This is a genomic window from Micrococcus sp. KRD128, assembly GCF_017168395.1.
In the GTDB taxonomy this organism is placed as follows: domain Bacteria; phylum Actinomycetota; class Actinomycetes; order Actinomycetales; family Micrococcaceae; genus Micrococcus; species Micrococcus luteus.
This window is the reverse complement of sequence record NZ_JABFAX010000015.1, coordinates 256529-276621: the sequence shown is the minus strand read 5'-3', so window position 1 is coordinate 276621 and position 20093 is coordinate 256529. Positions and strand designations below refer to the sequence as shown.

General features: G+C 75.1%; 16 protein-coding genes. 4 read left to right on the top strand and 12 right to left on the bottom strand.

Annotation, left to right across the window (positions count from 1 at the left end; genetic code table 11):
* Positions 1-22: 22 nt before the first annotated feature.
* From J1M44_RS07465 to J1M44_RS07450, 4 genes are read left to right on the top strand one after another with little or no spacing between them, the layout of a single operon-like run.
* Positions 23-910 (top strand): ABC transporter permease, encoded by an 888-nt coding sequence (locus tag J1M44_RS07465; RefSeq protein ID WP_098471505.1) that lies wholly within the window; start codon positions 23-25, stop codon positions 908-910.
* Positions 907-1782, top strand: coding sequence for an ABC transporter ATP-binding protein (locus tag J1M44_RS07460; RefSeq protein WP_100057395.1), 876 nt, complete (start codon positions 907-909; stop codon positions 1780-1782). Before J1M44_RS07465 ends, J1M44_RS07460 begins: the two co-directional genes overlap by 4 nt.
* Entirely contained in the window at positions 1779-3575 is a 1797-nt protein-coding gene (locus tag J1M44_RS07455; RefSeq protein ID WP_342356581.1) for a hypothetical protein, read from the top strand. Before J1M44_RS07460 ends, J1M44_RS07455 begins: the two co-directional genes overlap by 4 nt.
* A gap of 20 nt (positions 3576-3595) precedes the next feature.
* Entirely contained in the window at positions 3596-6181 is a 2586-nt protein-coding gene (locus J1M44_RS07450) for a glycosyltransferase family 4 protein (RefSeq protein ID WP_206480813.1), read from the top strand.
* Positions 6182-6237: 56 nt separating this feature from the next.
* On the opposite strand, the gene J1M44_RS07445 is transcribed toward J1M44_RS07450, so the two are convergent.
* The 12 genes from J1M44_RS07445 to galU form a co-directional block, all read right to left on the bottom strand.
* The gene (locus J1M44_RS07445) at positions 6238-8370 is read right to left on the bottom strand and encodes a hypothetical protein (RefSeq protein ID WP_098471502.1); all 2133 of its coding nucleotides are present in this window, start codon (positions 8368-8370) and stop codon (positions 6238-6240) included.
* Positions 8367-9668, bottom strand: coding sequence for a glycosyltransferase family 4 protein (locus J1M44_RS11955; RefSeq protein ID WP_342356580.1), 1302 nt, complete (start codon positions 9666-9668; stop codon positions 8367-8369). The genes J1M44_RS07445 and J1M44_RS11955 overlap by 4 nt, the downstream gene beginning before the upstream one ends.
* Positions 9669-9827: 159 nt before the next feature.
* Positions 9828-11084, bottom strand: a complete 1257-nt coding sequence (gene wecC / locus J1M44_RS07435) for a UDP-N-acetyl-D-mannosamine dehydrogenase (RefSeq protein WP_206480812.1) — start codon at positions 11082-11084, stop codon at positions 9828-9830.
* A 97-nt stretch (positions 11085-11181) separates the two neighbouring features.
* Complete coding sequence (locus J1M44_RS07430; RefSeq protein ID WP_206480811.1) at positions 11182-13377, bottom strand: glycosyltransferase; 2196 nt, start codon at positions 13375-13377, stop codon at positions 11182-11184.
* Entirely contained in the window at positions 13374-14144 is a 771-nt protein-coding gene (locus J1M44_RS07425) for a hypothetical protein (RefSeq protein WP_098471494.1), read from the bottom strand. The genes J1M44_RS07430 and J1M44_RS07425 overlap by 4 nt, the downstream gene beginning before the upstream one ends.
* A gap of 82 nt (positions 14145-14226) precedes the next feature.
* Positions 14227-15399: a glycosyltransferase family 4 protein gene (locus J1M44_RS07420; protein WP_098471493.1), complete on the bottom strand. Its 1173-nt coding sequence runs from the start codon at positions 15397-15399 to the stop codon at positions 14227-14229.
* Positions 15389-16534 carry an LCP family protein gene (locus J1M44_RS07415; protein ID WP_098471492.1) on the bottom strand — a complete coding sequence of 382 codons (1146 nt, stop codon included), beginning with the start codon at positions 16532-16534 and terminating at the stop codon, positions 15389-15391. Before J1M44_RS07415 ends, J1M44_RS07420 begins: the two co-directional genes overlap by 11 nt.
* A gap of 50 nt (positions 16535-16584) precedes the next feature.
* Positions 16585-17502 (bottom strand): bifunctional DNA-formamidopyrimidine glycosylase/DNA-(apurinic or apyrimidinic site) lyase, encoded by a 918-nt coding sequence (gene mutM, locus J1M44_RS07410; RefSeq protein WP_144824292.1) that lies wholly within the window; start codon positions 17500-17502, stop codon positions 16585-16587.
* A 4-nt stretch (positions 17503-17506) separates the two neighbouring features.
* The gene (gene rnc, locus J1M44_RS07405) at positions 17507-18241 is read right to left on the bottom strand and encodes a ribonuclease III (RefSeq protein WP_144824291.1); all 735 of its coding nucleotides are present in this window, start codon (positions 18239-18241) and stop codon (positions 17507-17509) included.
* Between the two features lies 1 nt (position 18242).
* On the bottom strand, positions 18243-18446 hold the full coding sequence (gene rpmF, locus J1M44_RS07400; RefSeq protein WP_017489305.1) for a 50S ribosomal protein L32: 204 nt from the start codon (positions 18444-18446) through the stop codon (positions 18243-18245).
* 2 nt (positions 18447-18448) lie between these two features.
* Positions 18449-19021, bottom strand: a complete 573-nt coding sequence (locus J1M44_RS07395) for a YceD family protein (protein ID WP_002856392.1) — start codon at positions 19019-19021, stop codon at positions 18449-18451.
* A 173-nt stretch (positions 19022-19194) separates the two neighbouring features.
* Positions 19195-20093 (bottom strand): UTP--glucose-1-phosphate uridylyltransferase GalU (gene galU / locus J1M44_RS07390; protein ID WP_241252876.1); only part of this gene is annotated, 899 nt, incomplete at its 5' end.

Genomic DNA, 20093 nt, shown 5'->3' with positions numbered 1-20093 from the left:
CATGAAGAGAGGCCGCGACGGCATGGCAGACACCGGCGATCCCCGCGTCCCGAGCGGCACCGCGGTCCTGACCGTGGACGGAGCCACCCTGCGCCGAGTGGGCGCCCGTCCGGGCCTGGCGCGCTACCTGGCCTCCCTCTGGGAGTACCGCTCGTTCATCCTGTTCGACTCCCGCTCCCGGATCGCCGGGGCGAACTCCGTCAACGCGCTCGGCCGCGTCTGGATGGTCCTCAACCCGATCCTCGACGGCGCGGCGTACTTCCTCGTGTTCGGGCTGCTGCTGGGCACCGGCCGTGGCGTGCCGAACTTCCTCGGCTACCTGATCATCGGCGTGTTCCTGTTCCGCTACACCTCGAGCGCGATCACGGCGGGGTCGCGTTCGATCTCGACCAACCTCTCCATCGTCCGCGCCTTCCGCTTCCCGCGGGCCACACTGCCGATCGCGACGAACATCCGCGAGCTGATGCTCTTCGGCCCGACGCTGGTGGTGATGCTGGTGCTGGTCCTGGCCATCCCGCCGATGGAGCAGATCACGTGGCGCTGGCTGCTGCTGATCCCGCTGCTGGCGCTGCAGACGCTGTTCAACGTCGGCGCCTCCCTCCTGCTGGCCCGCTACGTGGCCCGCTGGTCCGACCTGTCCAACCTCATCGCGTTCGGCACCCGGATCTGGCTCTACGTCTCCGCCGTGTTCTTCAGCGCCGACCGCTTCGCGAACATCCCGCCGTTGATGACCGCCATGCATCTGAACCCGCTGTTCTGCGTCCTGGACATCGCGCGACAGTCCCTGCTGTACGCCTCCGACGCGGACCCCATGCGGTGGATCGTCCTCGCGGCGTGGACGGCGGCCCTGCTCGTGGTGGGGACCGTGGTGTTCTGGCGCGCCGAGGAGACCTACGGGGAGGAACGATGAGCGCGGAGCCGCTGACTCCCTCCGTCGTCGTCGACGAGGCGTCCATGACCTACCGCGTCCTCTCGGCCGAAGCGGTCCAGCCCCGCCGGGGCCTGCGGGGTCGGGTCCGCGCCGCCCGGGGCGTTCGCACCACGGAGGTCCAGGCGCTGCAGCCGCTGTCGTTCGTGGTGGGGCGCGGCGAGTCCGTGGGCGTGATCGGCACGAACGGGTCCGGCAAGTCCACCCTGATGAAGCTCATCACTGGCCAGATGCGCCCGACCACCGGCCACATCTACGCGACCTCCACGCCCGTGATGCTGGGCGTCAACGCCGCGCTCGTGCGCCAGGTCTCCGGTGAGGACAACATCCGTCTGGGCTGCCTGGCGATGGGGATGTCCCGCGCGGAGGCGGAGGCCAAGCGGGACGCCGTCGTCGCCCTGTCCGGTCTCGACGACCACGCGCTCCAGCTGCCGCTCAAGGCGTACTCCTCGGGCATGGCCGCGCGCCTGCAGTTCGCGATCGCCACCTCGGTGGACCCGGACATCCTCGTGATCGACGAGGCGCTCAACACGGGCGACGCCCAGTTCCGGGAGCGCACGCGCCAGCGGCTCGACGAGCTGCGCGAGCAGGCCGGCTGCGTGTTCCTGGTCAGCCACTCCCTCAGCACCATCCAGGAGATGTGCCAGCGCGTGATCTGGATCGAGCGGGGCGTCCTGACGATGGACGGCAGCCCTCGCGCCGTGACGCGCGGCTACAACCTCTACGCCCGGGCCATGGCCCAGGGGCGGACCGAGGAGGCCCAGGAAATCCTCGAGCGCAAGCAGTCAGAGCTCGTGCGGGAGCGCATCGCGTGGAGCGGCGGCGAGCGGCCCACCGGGATCACCGCGCTGTGAACGTGGCCGGGGCGCGGCTGCGTCGCTGGGTGGGCCGGGCCCGCATCGTGGGCGAGCGCGCGGCCGCCACGGCCGGCGACGTCGGCGCCTCGGCCCTCCGCGCGGCGCGCGGCGCGCGGGGCGCGGCCGTCCTCCCGGAGCGCACCTGGCGTGCGGCGGACGTGTATGTGCCGGACGCGTCGGCCGCGCTCCCGCTCCCGGCGGCGGCGGTGCTGCGCCGCGCCCTGACGGGTGCGCGCGTCCCCTCCCTCGACGCGTTCTCCCCCCTCGGGCCCCGGCCGGCCGCCGCGCCGGCCGTCCTGCTCCTGCCGGTGGACGGGCAGGCCGGGCGCGGCTGGTCCGTCGAGGCGGCCGCCGAGCTGGCCGGCCGGCGCTGCGCGGACCTGGAGATGCCCGCCGGCGCGCCCGGCCTGCACACGGTGCTGATGACTGACCCGGCCTCCCGCCGGGCCCTGACCGCCGCCCTGCGCACCGCCGGCGGCCGCCTCCCCGGGGTGCTCGTCGTCGCGTGCCCGGACCCGGCGACGGCGGCCGGCCGGGCGCGGGTCCTGGCCGTGCTGGGGCTCGTCGACGCGGTCCTCGCCCCGGAGGGGACCCGGCTGGACCCCCCGCTCGCCCGCGTGGCCGCACGCGCGGGCCGCGCCGTGATCGGACCGGACCGGGCAGCCGAGACGTGGGAGCGCCTGGCCGCCGCCGGCCGGGCGGCGCGCCTGGACTCGCTCACGCCCGCCGAGGCCGCCGGCCCACCCGCCGCGCCGGCACCCCGGGTGCGGGTGACCGCGGAGCCGCGCCGCGTCGTCGTCGCGGGCCACGACCTGAAGTTCGCGGGCGCGCTGATGGACCGGCTGCGCGCAGACGGGCACGAGGTGCGCGTGGACGCCTGGCGCGGCCACGCCCGCCACGACGTCGAGCGCAGCCGCGCCCTGGCCGCGTGGGCGGACGTGGTGCACTGCGAATGGAGCCTCGGCAATCTCGCCTGGTACTCCCGGCACCTGGACTCTCCGCACCGCACGACGCGGTTGACCAGCAGGCTCCACCTGCAGGAGGCGGGCACCGCGTTCCCGTCCCGGGTGCGTCAGGACGCCCTGGACGAGTGGGTGTTCGTGGCCGAGCACGTGCGCGCCCAGGTGCTGCGGGACACCCGCTTCCCGGCCGCGCGGGCCTCGGTGGTGCCGAACGCGGTGGAGGTGCCGCCCACGCTCCCGGACGGCGACGACGACCGGCGCTTCGTGCTCGGGCTGGTGGGCGTGCTGCCCGAGCGGAAGGGACTGCACCGCGCCCTTGACCTGCTGGCGGCGCTCCGGCGGGTCGAGCCCCGCCACACGCTCCGGATCCGCGGCCACCACCCGGAGGAGGTCGGCTGGATGGCGCAGCGCCCCACCGCGGCGGCCTACTACCGGGCGCAGCTGCGCCGCATCGATACCGACCCGATGCTCGCCGGAGCCGTGGCCTGGGACCCCCACGGGCCGGACATGCCCGCGTGGTATGCCCGGGTGGGCGTCGCGCTCTCCGTCTCGGACTTCGAGTCGTTCCACTTCACGCTGCCCGACGGCGCCGCGCACGGCTGTCTGCCAGCCGCACTCGCGTGGGCGGGCGCCGACCTGCTCTACCCCGCCGCGTGGCTGAGCCCGGACGTGGCCACCATGGCCGAGGCCCTTCGCCAGGCGACGGCCGACGCGCGGGCCTGGCGGTCCGCCGTGGCCCAGGCCCGGCGAGACGTGGCGCACATCTATGCTGAGGATAACGTCGTGCCTCGGCTGGTCCGTCGGATCCTGGGGAGCGCCGCCACCTGACCCTGCTGAGAAGGAGCCCCATGCCCGTCGCCACGCCCGCCCCCCGCCGACCCCGGATGGCGATGCTGGTGGGGAACCAGGTCGTCGGAGACTCGCGCGTGGAGAAGGCCGCGGTCTCTGCGGTGCGCGCCGGCTACGACGTCGTCGTGGTGGGCGTCTCCCACCGCACCACGTTCAATCTCGGCCGGTACGGGTCCGTGCCCATCCTGCGCGTGCCCGTGACGTTCCGGCGGCACCTGGCCTGGCAGACCCTGCACGGGACCGCCCGGCCGGACGCGACGGACTGGTCCGCCGTGCTGGACCCCGAGGAGGCCGCGGCGATGACCGCCTGGGACCTCGCCCACGAGTCCGGGGCGGGCCTGCCCCAGGCCGTGGTGCGCGGGCTGTCGCCCCACGCCCTGCCCGACGGGGCCCGCGGCCGACTCGGCCGGGCCGCCCGTCGCCTGGGCCGCCTCGGCCCGGCGCGGGGCCGCCGAGGCCGGGCTGCAGCGCGGGGCCGGCGCGCGCTGAAGAACTTCGCCGCCGGGCGGACCGGCGCCTGGCGCGAAGTCTGGCCCCTGATCGCGGACTACGAGGACGGCTTCCTGCGTGCCCTGATCGACCTCGCGCCCGACCTCGTCCACGTGCACGACCGCCATCCCCTGCCCGCCGCGGCCGCCTACGACCGCTACCGCGCCGCGCGCGGGCTGTCGCCGGTGCCGTGGGTCTACGACGCGCACGAGTGGCTGCCCGGCCAGATGATGCCCGGGCCCGTGGACCAGCGCATCGCGTGGAAGGCGGCCGAGGCCGAGCTGATCCACGAGGCCGACGCCGTCGTCGCCGTCACGGACGGACTGGCCGACCGGATGCGCGAGTACCACGCCCTGCCGGAACGCCCCGTGACGGTGATCAACGGGCCGTGGGGCACGCAGGTCCCGATGGACCCGGCCGAGCGCCTGCCCCTGCGCACCGAGCTGGGCCTATCCGACGACGTCCCGCTGCTCGTCTACGTCGGCAAGCTGGCCGAGGTCCGCGGCGTGGGCACGCTGGTGGACGCCCTGCCGCTGCTGCCCGGCGTCCACGTCGCGTTCGTGGGCTCCCCCGACCCCGGCGCCCGGCAGGGCCTGCGCGACCGGGCTGCCCAGCTCGACGTCGCCGACCGGATGCACATCGTCGACTACGTGCCCTCGGCCTCTGTGACGTGGTACGTCTCCTCCGCCACCGCGGGCGTGAGCCCTCTGCTCCCCACCCCGGCCCACGAGAGCGCGGTGGCCACCAAGCTGCGTGAATGCCTGCTGGCGGGTCTGCCGCTGATCGTGTCCGACCTGCGCGAGCAGGCCCGTTTCGTCCGGGAGCAGGGGGTGGGGACCGTGTTCGCCCCCGGGGACGCGGCGGACCTCGCCCGGGCCGTGCGCGACCTCCTGGCGCGACGGACCGAGCTGACCGCGGCCGCGCGCTCCCCGGAGATCACCGCCCGCCACGGGTGGGAGGCCGCCGAGCGGGCGCTGCACGGCCTCTGGCGGCGTCTCGTGCCCACGCCCGCCGCGCCGCCGCCCGTGGAGATCGCCCCGGACCCCGCGCGCGATCCCCGGCCCCGCGGACTCCTGGTCGTGGGCGACCCGCCCACGGTCCGACCCCTCCTGGACGCCTGGCCCGTCGACGCCGGCCCCGCGACGCAGCGGCCGCCCCGGGAGGTCCCCGAGGGCCGCAGCCTCGCCGTGGGCGGCCCCGAGGCGGTCTGGGGCGTCCTGCAGGACTGGGTCACGGACGACCGTGCCCACGGCACGGTCCTCAGCGGGGGCGAGGGGCCGCTGTGGGGCCGGGCCGAGCAGTCCCCCGTCCATGAACTGCTCTCCCTCCGGGCTCGCGGACGCCAGGTCGCCCTCGTGGCCGGCGAGCGGATCCTGGCCGGCGTCGACCGGCGGCTGACGGCCGTCCCCGGCCACCCCTGGGGAGGACTGGACCCGGACGCGCGGGCGGCGCTGGACCGCCGCATCCGGCGTCAGGGCCGCCCGTTCCAGGCCGCCCTGGCCGCCGGAGTCCCCGTGCTCTCCCACCGGCGCGAGGAGGCGCTGCTGACGCCGGGCGTGCTCTGGCTGCCGGCACCGATCCCGACGCCGACGGACCGGGGACCCGGCCCTGACGGCGCGTCCGCCCCCCGCAGCGTGCTCATCCTGCCCGGGGACCGCACCTCGGCCGAGTCGGCGGCCGTGGACGAGCTGGTCGCGGAACTCACCGCACGCGGGATCCCGGTCGAGGCCCCGTCGGGTCCCCGGTTCCGCCGTCGACCCGACGCGTTCCACGGCGATGTCGTCGTGGCCCCGCTGCACACGGGAGAACTGGAGATCGCGGCCCTGCAGGCCCTGGCCGCGGGCAACGCTGTGGTCGCCGGGCCGCCGGTGACTCCCGCGCCGGACGAGTGCGCCCCGCCGGTGACCGAGACCGACGACGCCACGCTCCTCGCCACGGTGCTGGGCCTGCTGGAGGAGACGTCGGCGGCCGCGCGGGAACGGCGGGAGCGGGCGCGCGAGCACCACGCACGGCTGCACGCGCCCGAAGCCGTGCTGGCGCGGCTGCAGGCCCTGCTCAGCCCCGCGGAGACGAGGGACGAGCCCGCCGCGGTGTGATCCGTGACGGGCCCCTCCCGGGTCCCCGGATGGGCGCCCCCCGGTGGGGCCGGGACTCAGTCCTCGGCCGATGCCCGGGCGGTGGCCACCCGGGCGGCCCAGGACTGTGTGCGCTGGGCCTCGGCCATGCCGGGCGCCCCGCCCCGCACGAGCGCGGCGATGCCGGCGCGGATCGCCTCCGAGGAGCGCGCGACGCCGAGCCCCACGCGATTGCGCTCGAGGAAGTCCGCGATCCCCATGTCCGCGAAGCAGAGCACGGGGTAGCCGCGCTCGATCAAGGACATGGTCTTGTAGGGGAAGCTGAACCGGGCGTACTCGCCGCCCAGCAGCACCACGCCCACCACGGTCCGCGTCGCGGGGACGTACCACTCGAGCGGGACCGTGGTGATCCGCAGCCCGGGCCGGTCCGCCAGGCCGTGCTCGGCCAGCAGGTCCTCCAACACGGAACGCTCCCCCGCGCGCACGACGAAGTCGAGTCGCACCTGCGGGTCAAGCGTCCCGACGGCAGTGAGGTACTGGCCCAGGCCGTAGATCCCGCCCACGCCTCCGGCGTACAGCAGGGTGACGCCCTCCTCGCCGATCGCCGGGGCATCGGCGGGGACGGTGTTCGCCGGGGACACGGCCGGCGGCAGCGGCAGCCAGTCCACGGGCCCGCGGCCGTGGCGGGCCAGCAGGGCGTCGAAGCCCTCCCCGGACTCCGCAGACGGAGCCGCCAGCCGGTCCGCGGCCGCCGCCATCGCGTCGAACTCGGCGAGCCCACGCTCCTGGACGTCGCGCCGCGCGTCGGCGTCCTCAAGGTACCCGTCGATCTCGTCCAGCCAGTGCAGGTCACGCACGAACCAGACGCTCGTGCCGCCGCCGGCGGAGAAGCGGGCCATGACGTCCGCGAGGGCGGCGGTCACCCGGCCGACCGGGATCGGCGACGTCGAGTTCTCGCCGTAGAGGAGTCCGAGGGGACGGCCGGCGGCGAGCGCCTCGTCCAGGACCCGGAGCCGCCGGTCGAAGACGCCCGGGACGGAGGAGAGCCGCAGCGCCGCCGCAGGCTCGGAGAGGGCGTCGTTCATGTTGCGCACCCGCTGGGGACGGGCCCCGTCGGTGCGGTCCTCCAGCGGCGAGGTGGAGAAGAACACGTCCAACGGGCCGTCGTGCCGCAGCACCGCGAGGTCCTCGAACGTCCGGTCCACGCGCCCGGTCATCGCCGTGCGGTAGGCGGCGAGCAGGTCGGTGGTGCCGTCGTCGACGGCGTCGACGGCGGAGTGAGGCTCGGGCCCCCCGCGCAGGGCCGCGGCGAGCTCCGTGACGAGGCGCAGCCCCCGCCCCGTCCGCACGCCCGGATGGCCCGCGGCCCACGCGCCCGAGCCGATGGTGTCCTCCACCACCAGCCGTTCCGCGAAGCCGGTGCCGACCAGGAGTTCGCCGACGGCAGTGTGGTCTCGCGACGAGCCCACGAGGACCACGTGCGTGGCGCCGCCGAGCCGGGTCGCCGCGACCGCGTCGAACGCGCGTCCCGCGACGAGGTCGCGGGTGCGGTAGAGGGCGGAGGCCGAGAGGCTGCGGAGCGAGGCGCCCGGCACCGTGTCCACCGCGGTCTGGAGCGCCTCCATCTGTGCCGCGAGGCGGTCGGCGGCGCCGTGTTCGGGGTGGAGGACGACGACGCTCGGCGTCTCGAATTCTTCGGCCAGCGGAGGCAACAACTCGGGCGGCAGGGCTCGACGTGGATGGCGGAGGTGGGCGCTCCACGACCCCTTCGACAGGGCCTTGTCGAACTCCCATTCGTTCTCGAGGAACAGCCGGTCGACCGCCCGCGTCAGGGCCGCGAAGTCCTCCTCGGCGTGCCTGCGGGCCGCCGAGAAGTCCAGGTCGCCGCGGCGGAGCAGGGGGATGAACTCCTCCTCTACATGCCGGGCGGCGAAGCCCGCGGCGCCGAGCCCGGAGGCGAGGATCGCGTCGTAGGCGCCCGCGGCCGTGACCCGGCGCATCTCGCGCGCGATCTGGGCGCCGGCAGCGCGCAGGGCGTGGGTGCCGGTCCACGGGTAGAGCGGGGCCGGGGCAAGGCCGGGACGCCGGCGCAGCCAAGCGTGCGAGGCGACGTCGAGGACGTCGACCACGTGGCCGCTATCGCGCAGGTCCTGCAGCAGCAGACCCTCCGCCGGGCCCGTGCCGGCCGTCAACAGCAGCACGGCGCTCATGCGTTCTCCTCCCCTCGCCCGCCCGGGCCTGCCGCCAGACCCATCAGCGCCATTTCCTGGTCCACGGTGTGCTCCGGCGAAGTCTGCGCGCGGACCCGGGCTGCCGCGGCCCGGGACATCCGCAGGAACAGGTCCGGGTCCTCCATCAGCCGTCGCAGGCCGTCGGCCAGCCCGGCCACGTCCTCGGCGTCGGCGATCATCGCGCAGTCCTTGTCCACGAACTCCCGGACGGCGCCGGCGTCATTGGTCACGGGCACGAGCCCGGAGGCCATCGCCTCGTCCCGCGAGACCCCCTGGGAGTCGAGTCGGGTGGGCACCAGGAACACGCCGTGCTCCCGGTGCAGGGCCGCGATCTCCTCCTGGACGGCGAAGCGGCGCTCCACCGTGACGTTCGCGTCGTCCGCGAAGGCCTCCTCGAAGAGGCCGAAGTGCTTGCCGTCGCCGATCACGGTGACCTGCATGCGGTCCCACAGGGGCGTGTCCCGCAGGCGCTCGAGGGCCCGCACGGCGAGGTCCGCGCCGTAATTGAGGTTCGCCGCGGAGCGGACCCACAGCACACGGAAGCGCTGCTCGGGGTCCTTGGGCACGAAGCAGAACAGGTCCGTGTCGATCACGTTGTGCACGATCGCCGTGCGTTGCGCCGGGAAGACGAGCTCCATGTCCTCCTGAGCCGCTCGGCGCCACCAGCGGGAGACGAACACGAACCGCTCGGGGCCGTGCGGGTGGTCGAGCACCTCGCGCCAGAAGCGCTGGCGTTCCAGGGTGTCGCCGATCGCGTCGTCCACCTGCCCCTGGGTCCGGTGGTTGCGCATGGTCCGGATCCACCGGCGCGACTCGAAACCGTGCATGAACGCGAAGAAGCGGTGCCCCGCCAGCGCGTCCTGGATCGGCTCCCAGAGGGAGCGGACGAGGAAGTGGGCCGCCACGGACTCGTAGTGCCGCGTGCGCAGCAGCTCCGCGGCCTCCGCTCCCCGGCCCACCAGCACGTGGACGCCGTCGTACTCGTAGGAGCGGGGTTCGGCGGACCGATCGATTACCGCGACGTCGACGCGGACGCCGGCGGCCTGGAAGTACTTGACCCGGCGGTGCACGAAGCCGTTGCCGTAGGAGTTCTCGAGGGTGGGGTACACGCCCACCACGACCAGGTGTCGCGGCGCGTCGTCGCCGAGCTGGGCGGCGGCGTCCGCCCGTGCGAAGTGGTCGGCGACCCGCCTCGGCGCGGCGGCCAGGTCCTCCTCCTCGTGGCCCGTGGGGGTCAGCGGGGGCGCCGGCTCCGCGAACAGGCGCCGCTTGAGCACGGCGTTCTCGAGCTGCAGCAGTGTCGCTGCCTCTTGCGAGGTGTAGGTGTCCCCGACGTCGGCGAGGTGGAGGTAGCCGCGATAGCCCGGGGTGGTGTCGCGGGCGGGCGCGGCGGAGCGGGGCGGGGGCGTGCCGGGCGGGGCGCGGGCCGCGTCGGGTCAGAGGGACGGGCCGGTGCGCCACTGGCCGCGCGTGTCGATCACGCGCTTGTCGGCCACGCGGTCGCCGAGGTCGGCGAAGGCGGAGTGGTCCACCAGCAGCACCACGATGTCGGCGGCGTCCAGGGCCTCGTCGGCCGCGACCAGGCGGACGTTGTCCTTGCCCTGCAGCGCGGCCGGCAGCTCCGTGACGTGCGGCTCGACCACGAGCACGTCGGACCCGGAGAACTGGCCCGCCAGCTCGGCCGCGATGTTCAGAGCCGGGGATTCACGCAGGTCGTCGATGTTCGGCTTGAAGGCCAGGCCGAGGGCAGCGACGACGGGCGCGCGGCCGGTGGCCTGCTGGACATCGAAGGCAGCGGCCTTGACCTGGTCGATGACCCACTGGGGCTTGCCGTCGTTGATCTCCCGGGCCGCGCGGATCAGCCGGGCGGTCTGCGGGGCGGCGTCCACGATGAACCACGGGTCCACGGCGATGCAGTGGCCGCCCACGCCGGGGCCCGGCTGCAGGATGTTCACGCGGGGGTGGTGGTTGGCGAGCTCGATGAGCTCCCAGACGTCGATGCCCTGCTCGGCACAGATCACGGACAGCTCGTTGGCGAAGGCGATGTTGACGTCGCGGAAGGAGTTCTCCACGAGCTTGGCCATCTCCGCGGTGCGGGTGTCCGTCAGCAGGATCTCGCCCTCGCAGAACGTGCGGTAGAGGTCGCGGGCCCGCTCGGCCGCGCGCCGGGTGGAGCCGCCGACGATCCGGTCGTTGGTTACGAGCTCGACCATCACGCGGCCCGGGAGCACCCGCTCGGGGCAGTGGGCGAAGTCCAGTTCGGCCTCGCGCAGCTCCGGACGCTCGGCGAAGATCACCTCGGCCATGTGCTCGGTGGCGCCGGGGGGCGAGGTGGACTCGAGGATGACGAGCTCGTCGCCGGTCAGCTGCGGGGCCAGGCCGCGGGCGGCGGCCTCGATGTAGCCCAGGTCCGGGGAGTGTCCGTCCTTGAACGGGGTCGGCACGGCGACGATGTAGGCGTCCGCGGCCGGCGTCGTCGTCGAGGCGCTGAGCAGGCCCTTCTCGACACCGCGTGCGACGAACCCGGCCAGGTCCGGCTCCACGAAGGGCACCGTGCCCGCGTTCACGGCGTCCACCGTGCGGTCCGAGACGTCCACGCCGAGCACCTTCACGCCGTTCTCGGCGAGGATGGCGGCGGTGGGCAGGCCTATGTAGCCCAGGCCGATGACGGCGACGGTCTCGATCTTCTTCACGGGGTCTCCTCAATGGGGAATGGTTCACGGCGGCGGCCCCAGGCACCGGCGGGCGGGGGCGGACGCGTCCCACCCTACCGCCGTCGCCCGGCCTGCTTCAGTCCAGCCCCAGCGCCTCGCGCCACAGACCGGCCACGACGCGCTCGTCGTACGCGCGCACCCGTTCCCGGGCCAGGGTCGAGAGCTCGTCCCACCGCGCGTCGTCGGCGACCGCCTCGAGCACCCGCCGCGCCGCGGCGTCGGTGTCGTCGAGCACGAACTCGTCGCCGAACACGCCCCTCGCGCCGGGCCGGTCCCAGACGAGCGGGACCGCGCCCGAGACCATGCCCTCGGCGGGCGCGAGGTGGAAGCTCTCGGTGGTTGACGGCGAGAGCACCCAGCCGATCTTCGTCAGCCACGAGCCCATGTCCGCCCCGAAGGGCTCGAAGGCGACGGCCTCGCGCAGCGGACCGGCGCCGAGGCGGGCGAACAGGTCGAGGTAGCCCTCGCGCTGGAGGGGCTTGCGCCACTCGTGCGGGTACTCCCACGGCATGCGGCCGCGCACGTGCAGGGTGAACCGTTCGTCATGGGCGCGCAGGATCTCCAACAGGTCCACGGCCCGGTCCAGGCGCTTGCGCAACGGCACCACGCCGACGAGGCCGAGCCGGAACCGGCGACCGGGCAGGCCGGGACGGTCCAGGTCCGCCACGGACACGGCGTTGGGGATCACCGTGACCCGCGTGGGCTCGATGGGAAGATGCTCGCGCACCAGGTCCCGGTAGAGATCGGAGACGGTCACGAGGCGGTCCACGGCCTCGGTCTCGAGCGCGGAGAGCCAGCCGCCGCGCAGCTCGAACATGTGCAGGCGGACCACGAGCCGCTGGCCGGGCCGCTTGTGGCGGGCGTACCAGACCGCGTTGGGGCCCGCCCACTCGCACACCACGACGTCGGCCCACTCGACGAGGCGGCGTGAGGCGGCCTCGTCGTGGCGGTGCAGACCCTGCCAGTGGTCGATGCGCAGCTCGACGCCCGGGTCGTCCCGCAGCAGGTCGACGAGCTCGCCCGCGAACTTCAGGTCGTGGCCGGCCAGGACCACGCGGGTGCGTGACCCGCCGCGGGCGGGCCGTCGGTCGAGCAGACCGAGCCGGTCCATAACGCCTGTCAGGGCGCGTGCGCGCGCGGCCATGCGGTAGGGGGCGGCGGCCTCGACGACGCGTCGCGAGAGGGCCGGCAGGTCGTGGCGGGCGGCCGCGATGCGGGCGGCCACGTCCCGGGCTGAGTCCCTCACCCCGTCCACGAACAGGGGGTAGTCGGCCCCCAGCAGCTCCTCGTGCGCCACGGTCCGGTTCAGGAGCGGCGGCACTCCGACCGCGCAGCTCTCGAGCACCTTCGTGGAGATCTCGAGCGAGAGGTCCAGGGCGGGGGCGCGCCAGCCCAGAGAGACGTCCGCGGCCGCGGTGCGGGCCATGGACTCCTCGCGGGAGAGCGCTCCGGTCCACTCGAAGTCGGGCCGGTCGGCCTCGAGGCGGGAGCGCATCGCCGCGGCCCAGCCGGGCCGGTCCCGCTCGGGGTGGACCTTGTCCCCCACCATCGTGAGCGTGGCCGGGACGCCGGCCTCGTGGAGGGCGGTCAGCACGTCCGGCATGAGGTCGGTGCGCCAGTCGTGGGCGAACTTGCCCGTGTACACGAGACGCACCGGGCCGTCGGCGGGCGCCTCGCCGCGTTCGGCCGGAGCGAGCCCGTCCGGCACCATCGGCGAGAGCAGCTCGGTGCGCCCGGCGGCGGCCGGGACCATCGCCTCGAGCACGGCGCGGGCCTGGGGCGTCTGGGCCAGCATCAGACGGCTCGCCGCGGCGATGCGGCCGAGCTCCTCGACGCGCCCGGCCGGGAAGCCGTCCCCCACGTAGCCGTACTCGGTCACGTAGGACCACAGCCGCCCCGGGAAGGCGCCGCGGTCGGCGAGCTCGAGGCAGGCGTGGATGCCGCGCACGAGCACCACGTCGTACCGGGACTCCTCGTCCCGGCGGGCCAGCACGTCCGCAGCGCGGGCGGGGGTCATTCCCCCCTGCCCGGCCGCCGGCTCAGCGGGGAGCACACGCACCCCCGTCAGGGCGCGCAGCGGAGCGGTGAGCAGGTCCCGGCGTTCGACGGCCTTGAGCTGGACGTCCACGCTCGCACCCGTGCGGGCGAGGGTCTCCGCCAGGGAGGGCAGCCACGTGGCGGAGCCGTCGATGACGTTCAGGTCGACGTCGCCGTAGAGCAGGACGCGCACGCCGGCGGCGTCGGTCAGGCGGTCGGGGTGGTGCGTGTTCATGCGCTCTCCTCCGGGCAGGCGGCGAGGACGTCGGCGATCCCCTGGGGTGCGTCGCCCGGGTCCTCGGTGAAGTGCAACGGCGTCCGGTCCGCGCCGGCCTCGACCACGATGACGTCCTCGGCGTGCAGCAGGGCAAGGGCCCCGAGCCGGTGCCGGTGACGGCCCCGGGAGAGCACCCAGACGGTGACCCCGCGCGCGGCGGCCGCGCTCACGGCACCCCGCAGCTCGAGGTAGAGGGCCGCGCCGCCGGCATCGAGGGCCCCGGCCCACGGCCCGTCCACGCCGTCCACATCCACGACGACGGCCTCCACGCGTTCGGCCACCGCGCCCGCGGTGCCCGGCACGAGCGGCACGACACGGTGCCCGGCGGCCGCGAGGGCCGCGCGCACGTCCGGGGCGGCGACGACGCCGACGGCCCGCCCGCCCCGCTCGGTGCGGGACGTGTCGGCCAGGCCCAGGGCCCGCTCGAGTCGGGCCGCGGCCTCCGGATCGGCGCCGACGGCGGCCGCACCGCGGCCGGTGAGGGAGGCGCTGCCGGGGCGGACACGGGCCTGCCCGCCCGCCAGGCCCAGGGCGTCGGCCGGCCGGGCATGCGCCGGACGGTCGCCCCAGCGGATGCCGAACACGCCGCGGACCTCCTCGGCCACCTGCGGCGGCAGCCTGCGCAGCAGCGCGCCGCCGGTGCGGCGCACCCGACGGCGCTGTTCGGGCGGCAGCAGGCGAGCGCCCGCGCGCGCGACCCGACGGATGGACTTCCCAGCTGGCATCAGAACCGTTCCTCGGTGTCCCGGTGGAGTGCACCCGGCCGGGTGCGGCGGCGTCAACCCTAGCAAGGGGTCGACGTCGGGCTCAGCGACCGGCGACGCGGCGCAGCACTCGCTCGTAGCGGCGGGCCACGGCCGGCAGGTCGGCGTGGCGGCGCACCCAGTCGCGTCCGCCCGCGCCGACGTCGGTGCGGTGCGGGTCGTCCGCGAGCGCCGTCAGGTGCTGCACCAGGTCGTCCACGTCCGGGCCGATGACCTCGGCGCCGCCGGCCGCCTCGAGGGTGCGGGCGGCCTCCCCCGTCACCAGGCCCGTGACGTGCCGGCCGACGGCGAGCACCTCGTAGGTCTTGGAGGGCACGGTGTGCCGGAAGCTCGGCCAGTCGGGACGCAGGGCCACCACCAGCGTGTCCGCCCACGCGTACTGCTCGGCCACGGCCGCGCCGTGGACGGGCCCGAGGATCTCGGCCGGCGAGCCGAGCTCGGCGTTGCGGGCCTCCAGCGCCGGACGCCGGGTCCCCTCCCCGACCAGCCGGACGCGCACCCCGGGCCGGGTGCGCCGCAGCGTCGCCGCGGCGTCGATGAGCCGCTCGAGCCCCTGGCTCTCGCCCATGTTGCCCAGGTACAGCACGTGGAGCTCACCGGCGGCCCGCTCCCGCCGGGGCGCCACCGCCAGGCGGGCCAGGTCCACGCCGTTGCCGAGGGTGCGGACCACTCGCACCCCGCGCCCGCGCAGCGTCTCCGCGAAGCCGTCCGTGACGGTCACCACGAGTCGGGCCGCGCGCTGACCGCCGGTCACGACACGCTCCATCGCGGCGCCCAGGAGGCCCTGGTGGACCCCGGCCTCATGGGCGAGATCCGGCCAGGCGTCGCGCATCTCCAGCACGAGGGGACGGCGCCAGAGGCGGGAGAGCACGACGCCGGGCACCACCACGGGCAGGGCGGGCACGGTGGCCACCACCACGTCCGGGCGTCGGGTGGCCATCCCACGGGGGACGGCGAGCAGGGCGTGCACCACCGCCTCGGCGAAGCGGCCGTTGCGGCCGGCCTCCCCCAGGGGCAGGCGAGGCGTGGGCAGGACGCGTTCGCCGTCGGGCCCGGCGAAGGGGCGCACACCCCCGGGCGCGACGACGTCGACGTCCCAGCCCGCCGACCGCAGCGCCGCCACGACCGCGCCCCAGCGACGCGCGGGAGGGGTGCGCTCGGGCCGGTAGGAGTGGGAGACCAGCAGGAGGCGGGGGCGGCGCGGCTCAGTCGTCACAGGGGTCCTCCCCGAGGGCGGGTGCGGGCGTGGTGCCGGTCAGCAGGGTCAGCACGGGGGTCGGCCCGCCGGCGGCCTGGGCCTTCCTCTCCTTCTTGGGCTCGTGCTCGTCGACATAGCGCTGGACGTCGTCGTCGGCGAGGGCGGAGCGCAGGTCCGCCAGCTTGTCCTCGTCGAGTTCGACGATGGCGTCGCCGTTCGGCCCCTCCGCGAAGCCCTTGCGCGGCACCGTGAACATCTCGACGTCCTCGCCGCGGACGTCGCGCAGCTGCCACGCGAGCGAGGCGATCACCCCGGACGTGAGCCCCTCGTCCACACCGAGGTGGTCGGAGAACGTGGCGACGACCTCGGTGGTGCGGGCGGGATTGCCCAGGATCTGCGGGCTGAGGAAGCGGTCCATCGCCCCGGCCAGGTAACGCTGCTGGTTCTTCACGCGGGTGACGTCGCCGTCGTCGAAGGCGTGCCGTTCGCGCACGTAGCGCAGGGCGGCGGTGTCCTGCAACAGGATGTGCCCGCGCGGGTAGTACGAGGGGTTGGCCTGACCGGAGGAGAAGGCCTGCGGGTTGCAGACCTCGACGCCGCCCAGCGCGTTCGTCACGCCCCGGAAGCCCTGGAAGTCGACCTCGAGGACGTGGTGGATCGGCACTCCCAGCAGCAGCTCCACCGTGTCCACGGCGAGGGCGTAGCCGCCCGTGTCGAAGGCCGAGTTGATCTTCGCCTCACCGTGGCCGGGCACGGTGACCCACGAATCCCGCAGCACGGACATGACGTAGACCTGGCGTCGGTCCGCGGGGATGTGCACGAGCATCATGGTGTCCGAGCGCTGGCCCATGTCCTGCTCGCCCTCGCCCTCGCGGGAGTCGGAACCCAGGACGAGCACGTTCAGCGGGCCGTCCCCGGCCGCCTGCTCGAGCGCCCCCACGTCCACCGTCTGCCGGTGGTCGTCGAAGGTGCGCCCGAGCGAGCCCGCGTACCAGGCGCCCAGGCCGAGCAGCGCCGCGAGCAGGACGGCGAGCACGCCGACGACCCACGGCCAGCGCCGGCGGCGCCGCGCGACGGGCGGGGCGTCGTCGCGCGGGGGCTCGGGACGCGGCAGGGGCTCGGGCGTCCTGGACGCGGCCGGGGGATGGCTCACTCGGGTCTCCTGCTCGAGGTCGGGGGTCAGCCCAGTCTACGGACGCCTCGTCAGGCGTCGGCCGCCGCGGCCCGGCGACGGCGCGGCGTGGGCTGGCAGCGCGGGCACAGGTGGCTCGCCCGGTTCATGAACGGCACGCGGACGATGCGGGAGTCGACCCCCTCGGCGGCGCAGCGACGACACGGCTGCCCGGTGCGCCCGTAGGCCGCCAGGGAGCGGGCGAAGTAGCCCGATCGCCCGTCCACGTTGACGTAGAGCGCGTCGAAGCTCGTGCCCCCCACCTCCAGGGCCCGACGCATCACGTCCTGGACGGCCGCCATGAGGCGCAGCGTGTCCGCCCGGCGCATGCGCTCGGTCGGGCGCTCGGGGTGCAGGCGGGCGCCCCAGAGGGCCTCGTCCGCATAGATGTTGCCGATCCCGGAGACCAGCGACTGGTCCAGCAGCGCGCGCTTGAGGGTGGAGCGGCGCCGTGCCAGGCGCGCGTGCACGGCCACGGGGTCGAACAGCGGGTGCAGCGGGTCCAGGGCGATGTGGGCGGCCGTGGTGGGGATCCGCTCGCCCCCGGCGGCGTCGTCGGGCCGCAGTGCGTCGAGCCACCAGCCGCCGAAGATCCGCTGGTCCACGAACCGCAGCTCGCGGGCGGAGCCGTCCGCCGCCGTGACGGGCAGGCGCAGGCGCAGGTGACGCTGGTCGGCGGCCCCCGGTTCGTCCACGAGGATCTGCCCGCTCATCCCCAGGTGCACGACGACGGCGTCGTCGCCCTCGGCCAGGGGCAGCCAGAGGAACTTGCCGCGGCGAGCCGGCTCGGCCAGCCGGGCGCCGCGCAGCCGCTCCCGGAGGGCGTCCGCACCGCCGGGGCTGCGACGCAGCGAGCGGGGGTCGAGGACCTCGAGCTCCGCGGCGACGGCGTCCGTGGCCCACCGGGCCAGGCCGCGCCGGACGACCTCGGCCTCGGGCAGCTCCGGCACGGGCTCAGCGCCCCGCGGCCGGCAGGCCCGCCTCGAGGGCGGGCCACGAGACGGCCGCAGCGTCCCGCTCGGCCTGCTTCTTGGAGCTGGCGACGGCGGAGCCGTACTCGCGCTCGCCGACCACGAGGGTGGCCCGGTAGCGGGGGTCGTGCGCGGGGCCCTGCCCCTCGATCGCGTAGCGGACGGCGCCGAGACCGTGGCGGCTGGCGGCCTCGGCCACGACCGTCTTCCAGTCGGTGCTCTCGCGCAGCAGGTCCGGCTCGTCCAGCAGCGGCACCACGTGGCGGTGCACGAGTGCGGCCGCGGCCACGGCCCCGTGGTCCACGTAGACGGCGCCGATGAGCGCCTCGAGGGTGTCGGCGAGGATCGAGTCCTTGTCCGCTCCGCCGGTGCGGCGCTCCCCCGTGCCCAGGCGCACGAACGGGCCGATGCCGATCCGGCGCGCCACCTTCGCCAGGGCACGCGTGGACACGACGGCGGCCCGGCGGCGCGCGAGGTCGCCCTCGGCCAGGTCCGGGTACACCGTGAAGATGTGGTCGGTGACCACGTAGCCCAGCACCGAGTCCCCGAGGAACTCGAGGCGCTCGTTGGTGGGCAGCCCGCCCTGCTCATAGGCGAACGAGCGGTGCGTCAGAGCACGTTCGAGCGTCCCGGCGGTGATGTGCACGCCGAGACGCTCGAACAGCTCTTCTGGCTCGGGCGCGGGCTCAGGCCCGCGGCGAGCCGAGGGGGACGCCATCTCAGGCGTCGGCGACCTTGCGGCCCTTGTACTCGAAGAACAGGGGGGTGCCGGCGGCGTCGGTCTTCAGCTCGGCCTGATGGGGCAGGCGGTACGAGACGCGACCGTTCTCGACGGACTTCACCAGGGTGGGCGCGGTGGCCTTCCACTGCGACCGGCGGGCACGGGTGTTGGCACGGGACATCTTCCGCTTCGGGACTGCCACGACTATCTCTCTTCTGTCTCGGTGATGGAGGTCTCTGAGGTGCCCGCGAGGTGGGCCAGGGCGGCCCAGCGCGGGTCCACGCGCTCGTGGGCGTGCCCCTCGGGCGCGTCCTCGAGGCGGATGCCGCAGTCGGCGCACAGGCCCTCGCAGTCCGGCCGGCACAGCGGCTGGAACGGAAGGGCGATGACCACGGCGTCCCGGAACACGGGTTCCAGGTCCACGGTCTCGCGCACCACGAGCGGCTGCTCGCCGGCGTCGTCCTCGGACGTGCCGGTGAGGTACAGCTCCTGCAGGTCCACGGTGATCCCCTCGTGCAGCGGGCGCAGGCAACGGCCGCACTCGCCCTTCAGGGTCGCGTCCGCGGTGCCGGTGACGAGGACACCCTCGTGCACCGACTCCAGACGCAGGTCCAGCTCGACGGGGTCCCCCTCGGGGATCCCCAGCAGCGGCGTGGAGACGCCCGCGGGGGCGGGCCACTCGGCCGTCAGCTCGCGCTGGACTCCGGCCCCGCGCGTCAGATCGCGCACGGGGATCACCCACGGCGAGTCGGCGCCGTGGTGCTGGATGCTGTCCATGGTCGCTCCTCTCGGCGGGTGGGACGGCGGGGTACACGGCCCGTCCGCACGCCCTCTGCGGGGGTGCGATGCGGCCTGGACACGGGTCCAGCCACGACGGACCGACAGCCCATCCTACCGGGTGGGTCCGCGTCGGCCAAAGCCGACGGCGGCCCGCGCGTCGCCGGCCCGGCTCAGAGCCCGGCGGTGAACTCCCGGAGCCAGGCCCGCAGGTCGGCCCCGAGGTCCTCGTGCCGCGTCCCGAACTCGATGACCGCCTGCAGGTAGCCGAGCTTGTCCCCCGTGTCGTAGCGGCGGCCGTCGAAGACGACGGCGTGCACCCCGCGGCCCTCACCGTCCTCCGTGGCCAGCCTCTGCAGCGCATCGGTGAGCTGGATCTCCCCGCCGCGGCCGGGCGGGGTCTCGTCCAGCACGTCGAACACCTGCGGGGCCAGCACGTAGCGGCCGATGATCGCGAGGGTGGAGGGGGCGTCCTCGCGGGCCGGCTTCTCCACGAGGTCGGTGACGCGGACGACGTCGTCGCCCTCCCCCGGCACGGCCTGCACCGCGGCCACGCCGTAGGCCGAGACGGCCTCCTCCGGGACCTCCATGAGGGCGATCACGGAGCCGCCGAGGCGCTGCTGCACGTCGATCATGCGCTCGAGCAGCGCCTCGCCGTCCCCGATGATGTCATCGCCCAGCAGGACCGCGAACGGCTCCTCGCCGACGTGGCGGCGTGCGCAGTTCACCGCGTGGCCGAGCCCGAGGGCCTCGCCCTGACGGACGTAGTGGATGTCCCCCACCAGGTCCGACTCGTGGATCTGCGCGAGCCGCTTGGCGTCGCCCTTGTGCTCCAGCGCGGCCTCCAGCGCGGGATGGCGGTCGAAGTGGTCCTCGAGGGCCCGCTTGTTCCGGCCCGTGATCATCAGCACGTCCGCCAGACCCGCACGCCGGGCCTCCGTCACCACGTATTCGATGGCCGGCCGGTCCACCACCGGCAGCATCTCCTTCGGCATGGCCTTGGTGGCCGGCAGGAAGCGGGTGCCCAGGCCGGCGGCCGGGATGACGGCCTTGCGGGTGCGGGGGCGGGAGG

Excerpts from the sequence above, each read along its gene's own strand:
- J1M44_RS07465 (WP_098471505.1), top strand. The coding sequence starts at position 23 with ATGGCAGACACCGGCGATCCCCGCGTCCCGAGCGGCACCGCGGTCCTG.
- J1M44_RS07460 (WP_100057395.1), top strand. The coding sequence starts at position 907 with ATGAGCGCGGAGCCGCTGACTCCCTCCGTCGTCGTCGACGAGGCGTCC.
- J1M44_RS07450 (WP_206480813.1), top strand. The coding sequence starts at position 3,596 with ATGCCCGTCGCCACGCCCGCCCCCCGCCGACCCCGGATGGCGATGCTG.
- J1M44_RS07445 (WP_098471502.1), bottom strand. The coding sequence starts at position 8,370 with ATGAGCGCCGTGCTGCTGTTGACGGCCGGCACGGGCCCGGCGGAGGGT.
- J1M44_RS07430 (WP_206480811.1), bottom strand. The coding sequence starts at position 13,377 with ATGAACACGCACCACCCCGACCGCCTGACCGACGCCGCCGGCGTGCGC.
- J1M44_RS07425 (WP_098471494.1), bottom strand. The coding sequence starts at position 14,144 with ATGCCAGCTGGGAAGTCCATCCGTCGGGTCGCGCGCGCGGGCGCTCGC.
- rnc (WP_144824291.1), bottom strand. The coding sequence starts at position 18,241 with ATGGCGTCCCCCTCGGCTCGCCGCGGGCCTGAGCCCGCGCCCGAGCCA.
- J1M44_RS07395 (WP_002856392.1), bottom strand. The coding sequence starts at position 19,021 with ATGGACAGCATCCAGCACCACGGCGCCGACTCGCCGTGGGTGATCCCC.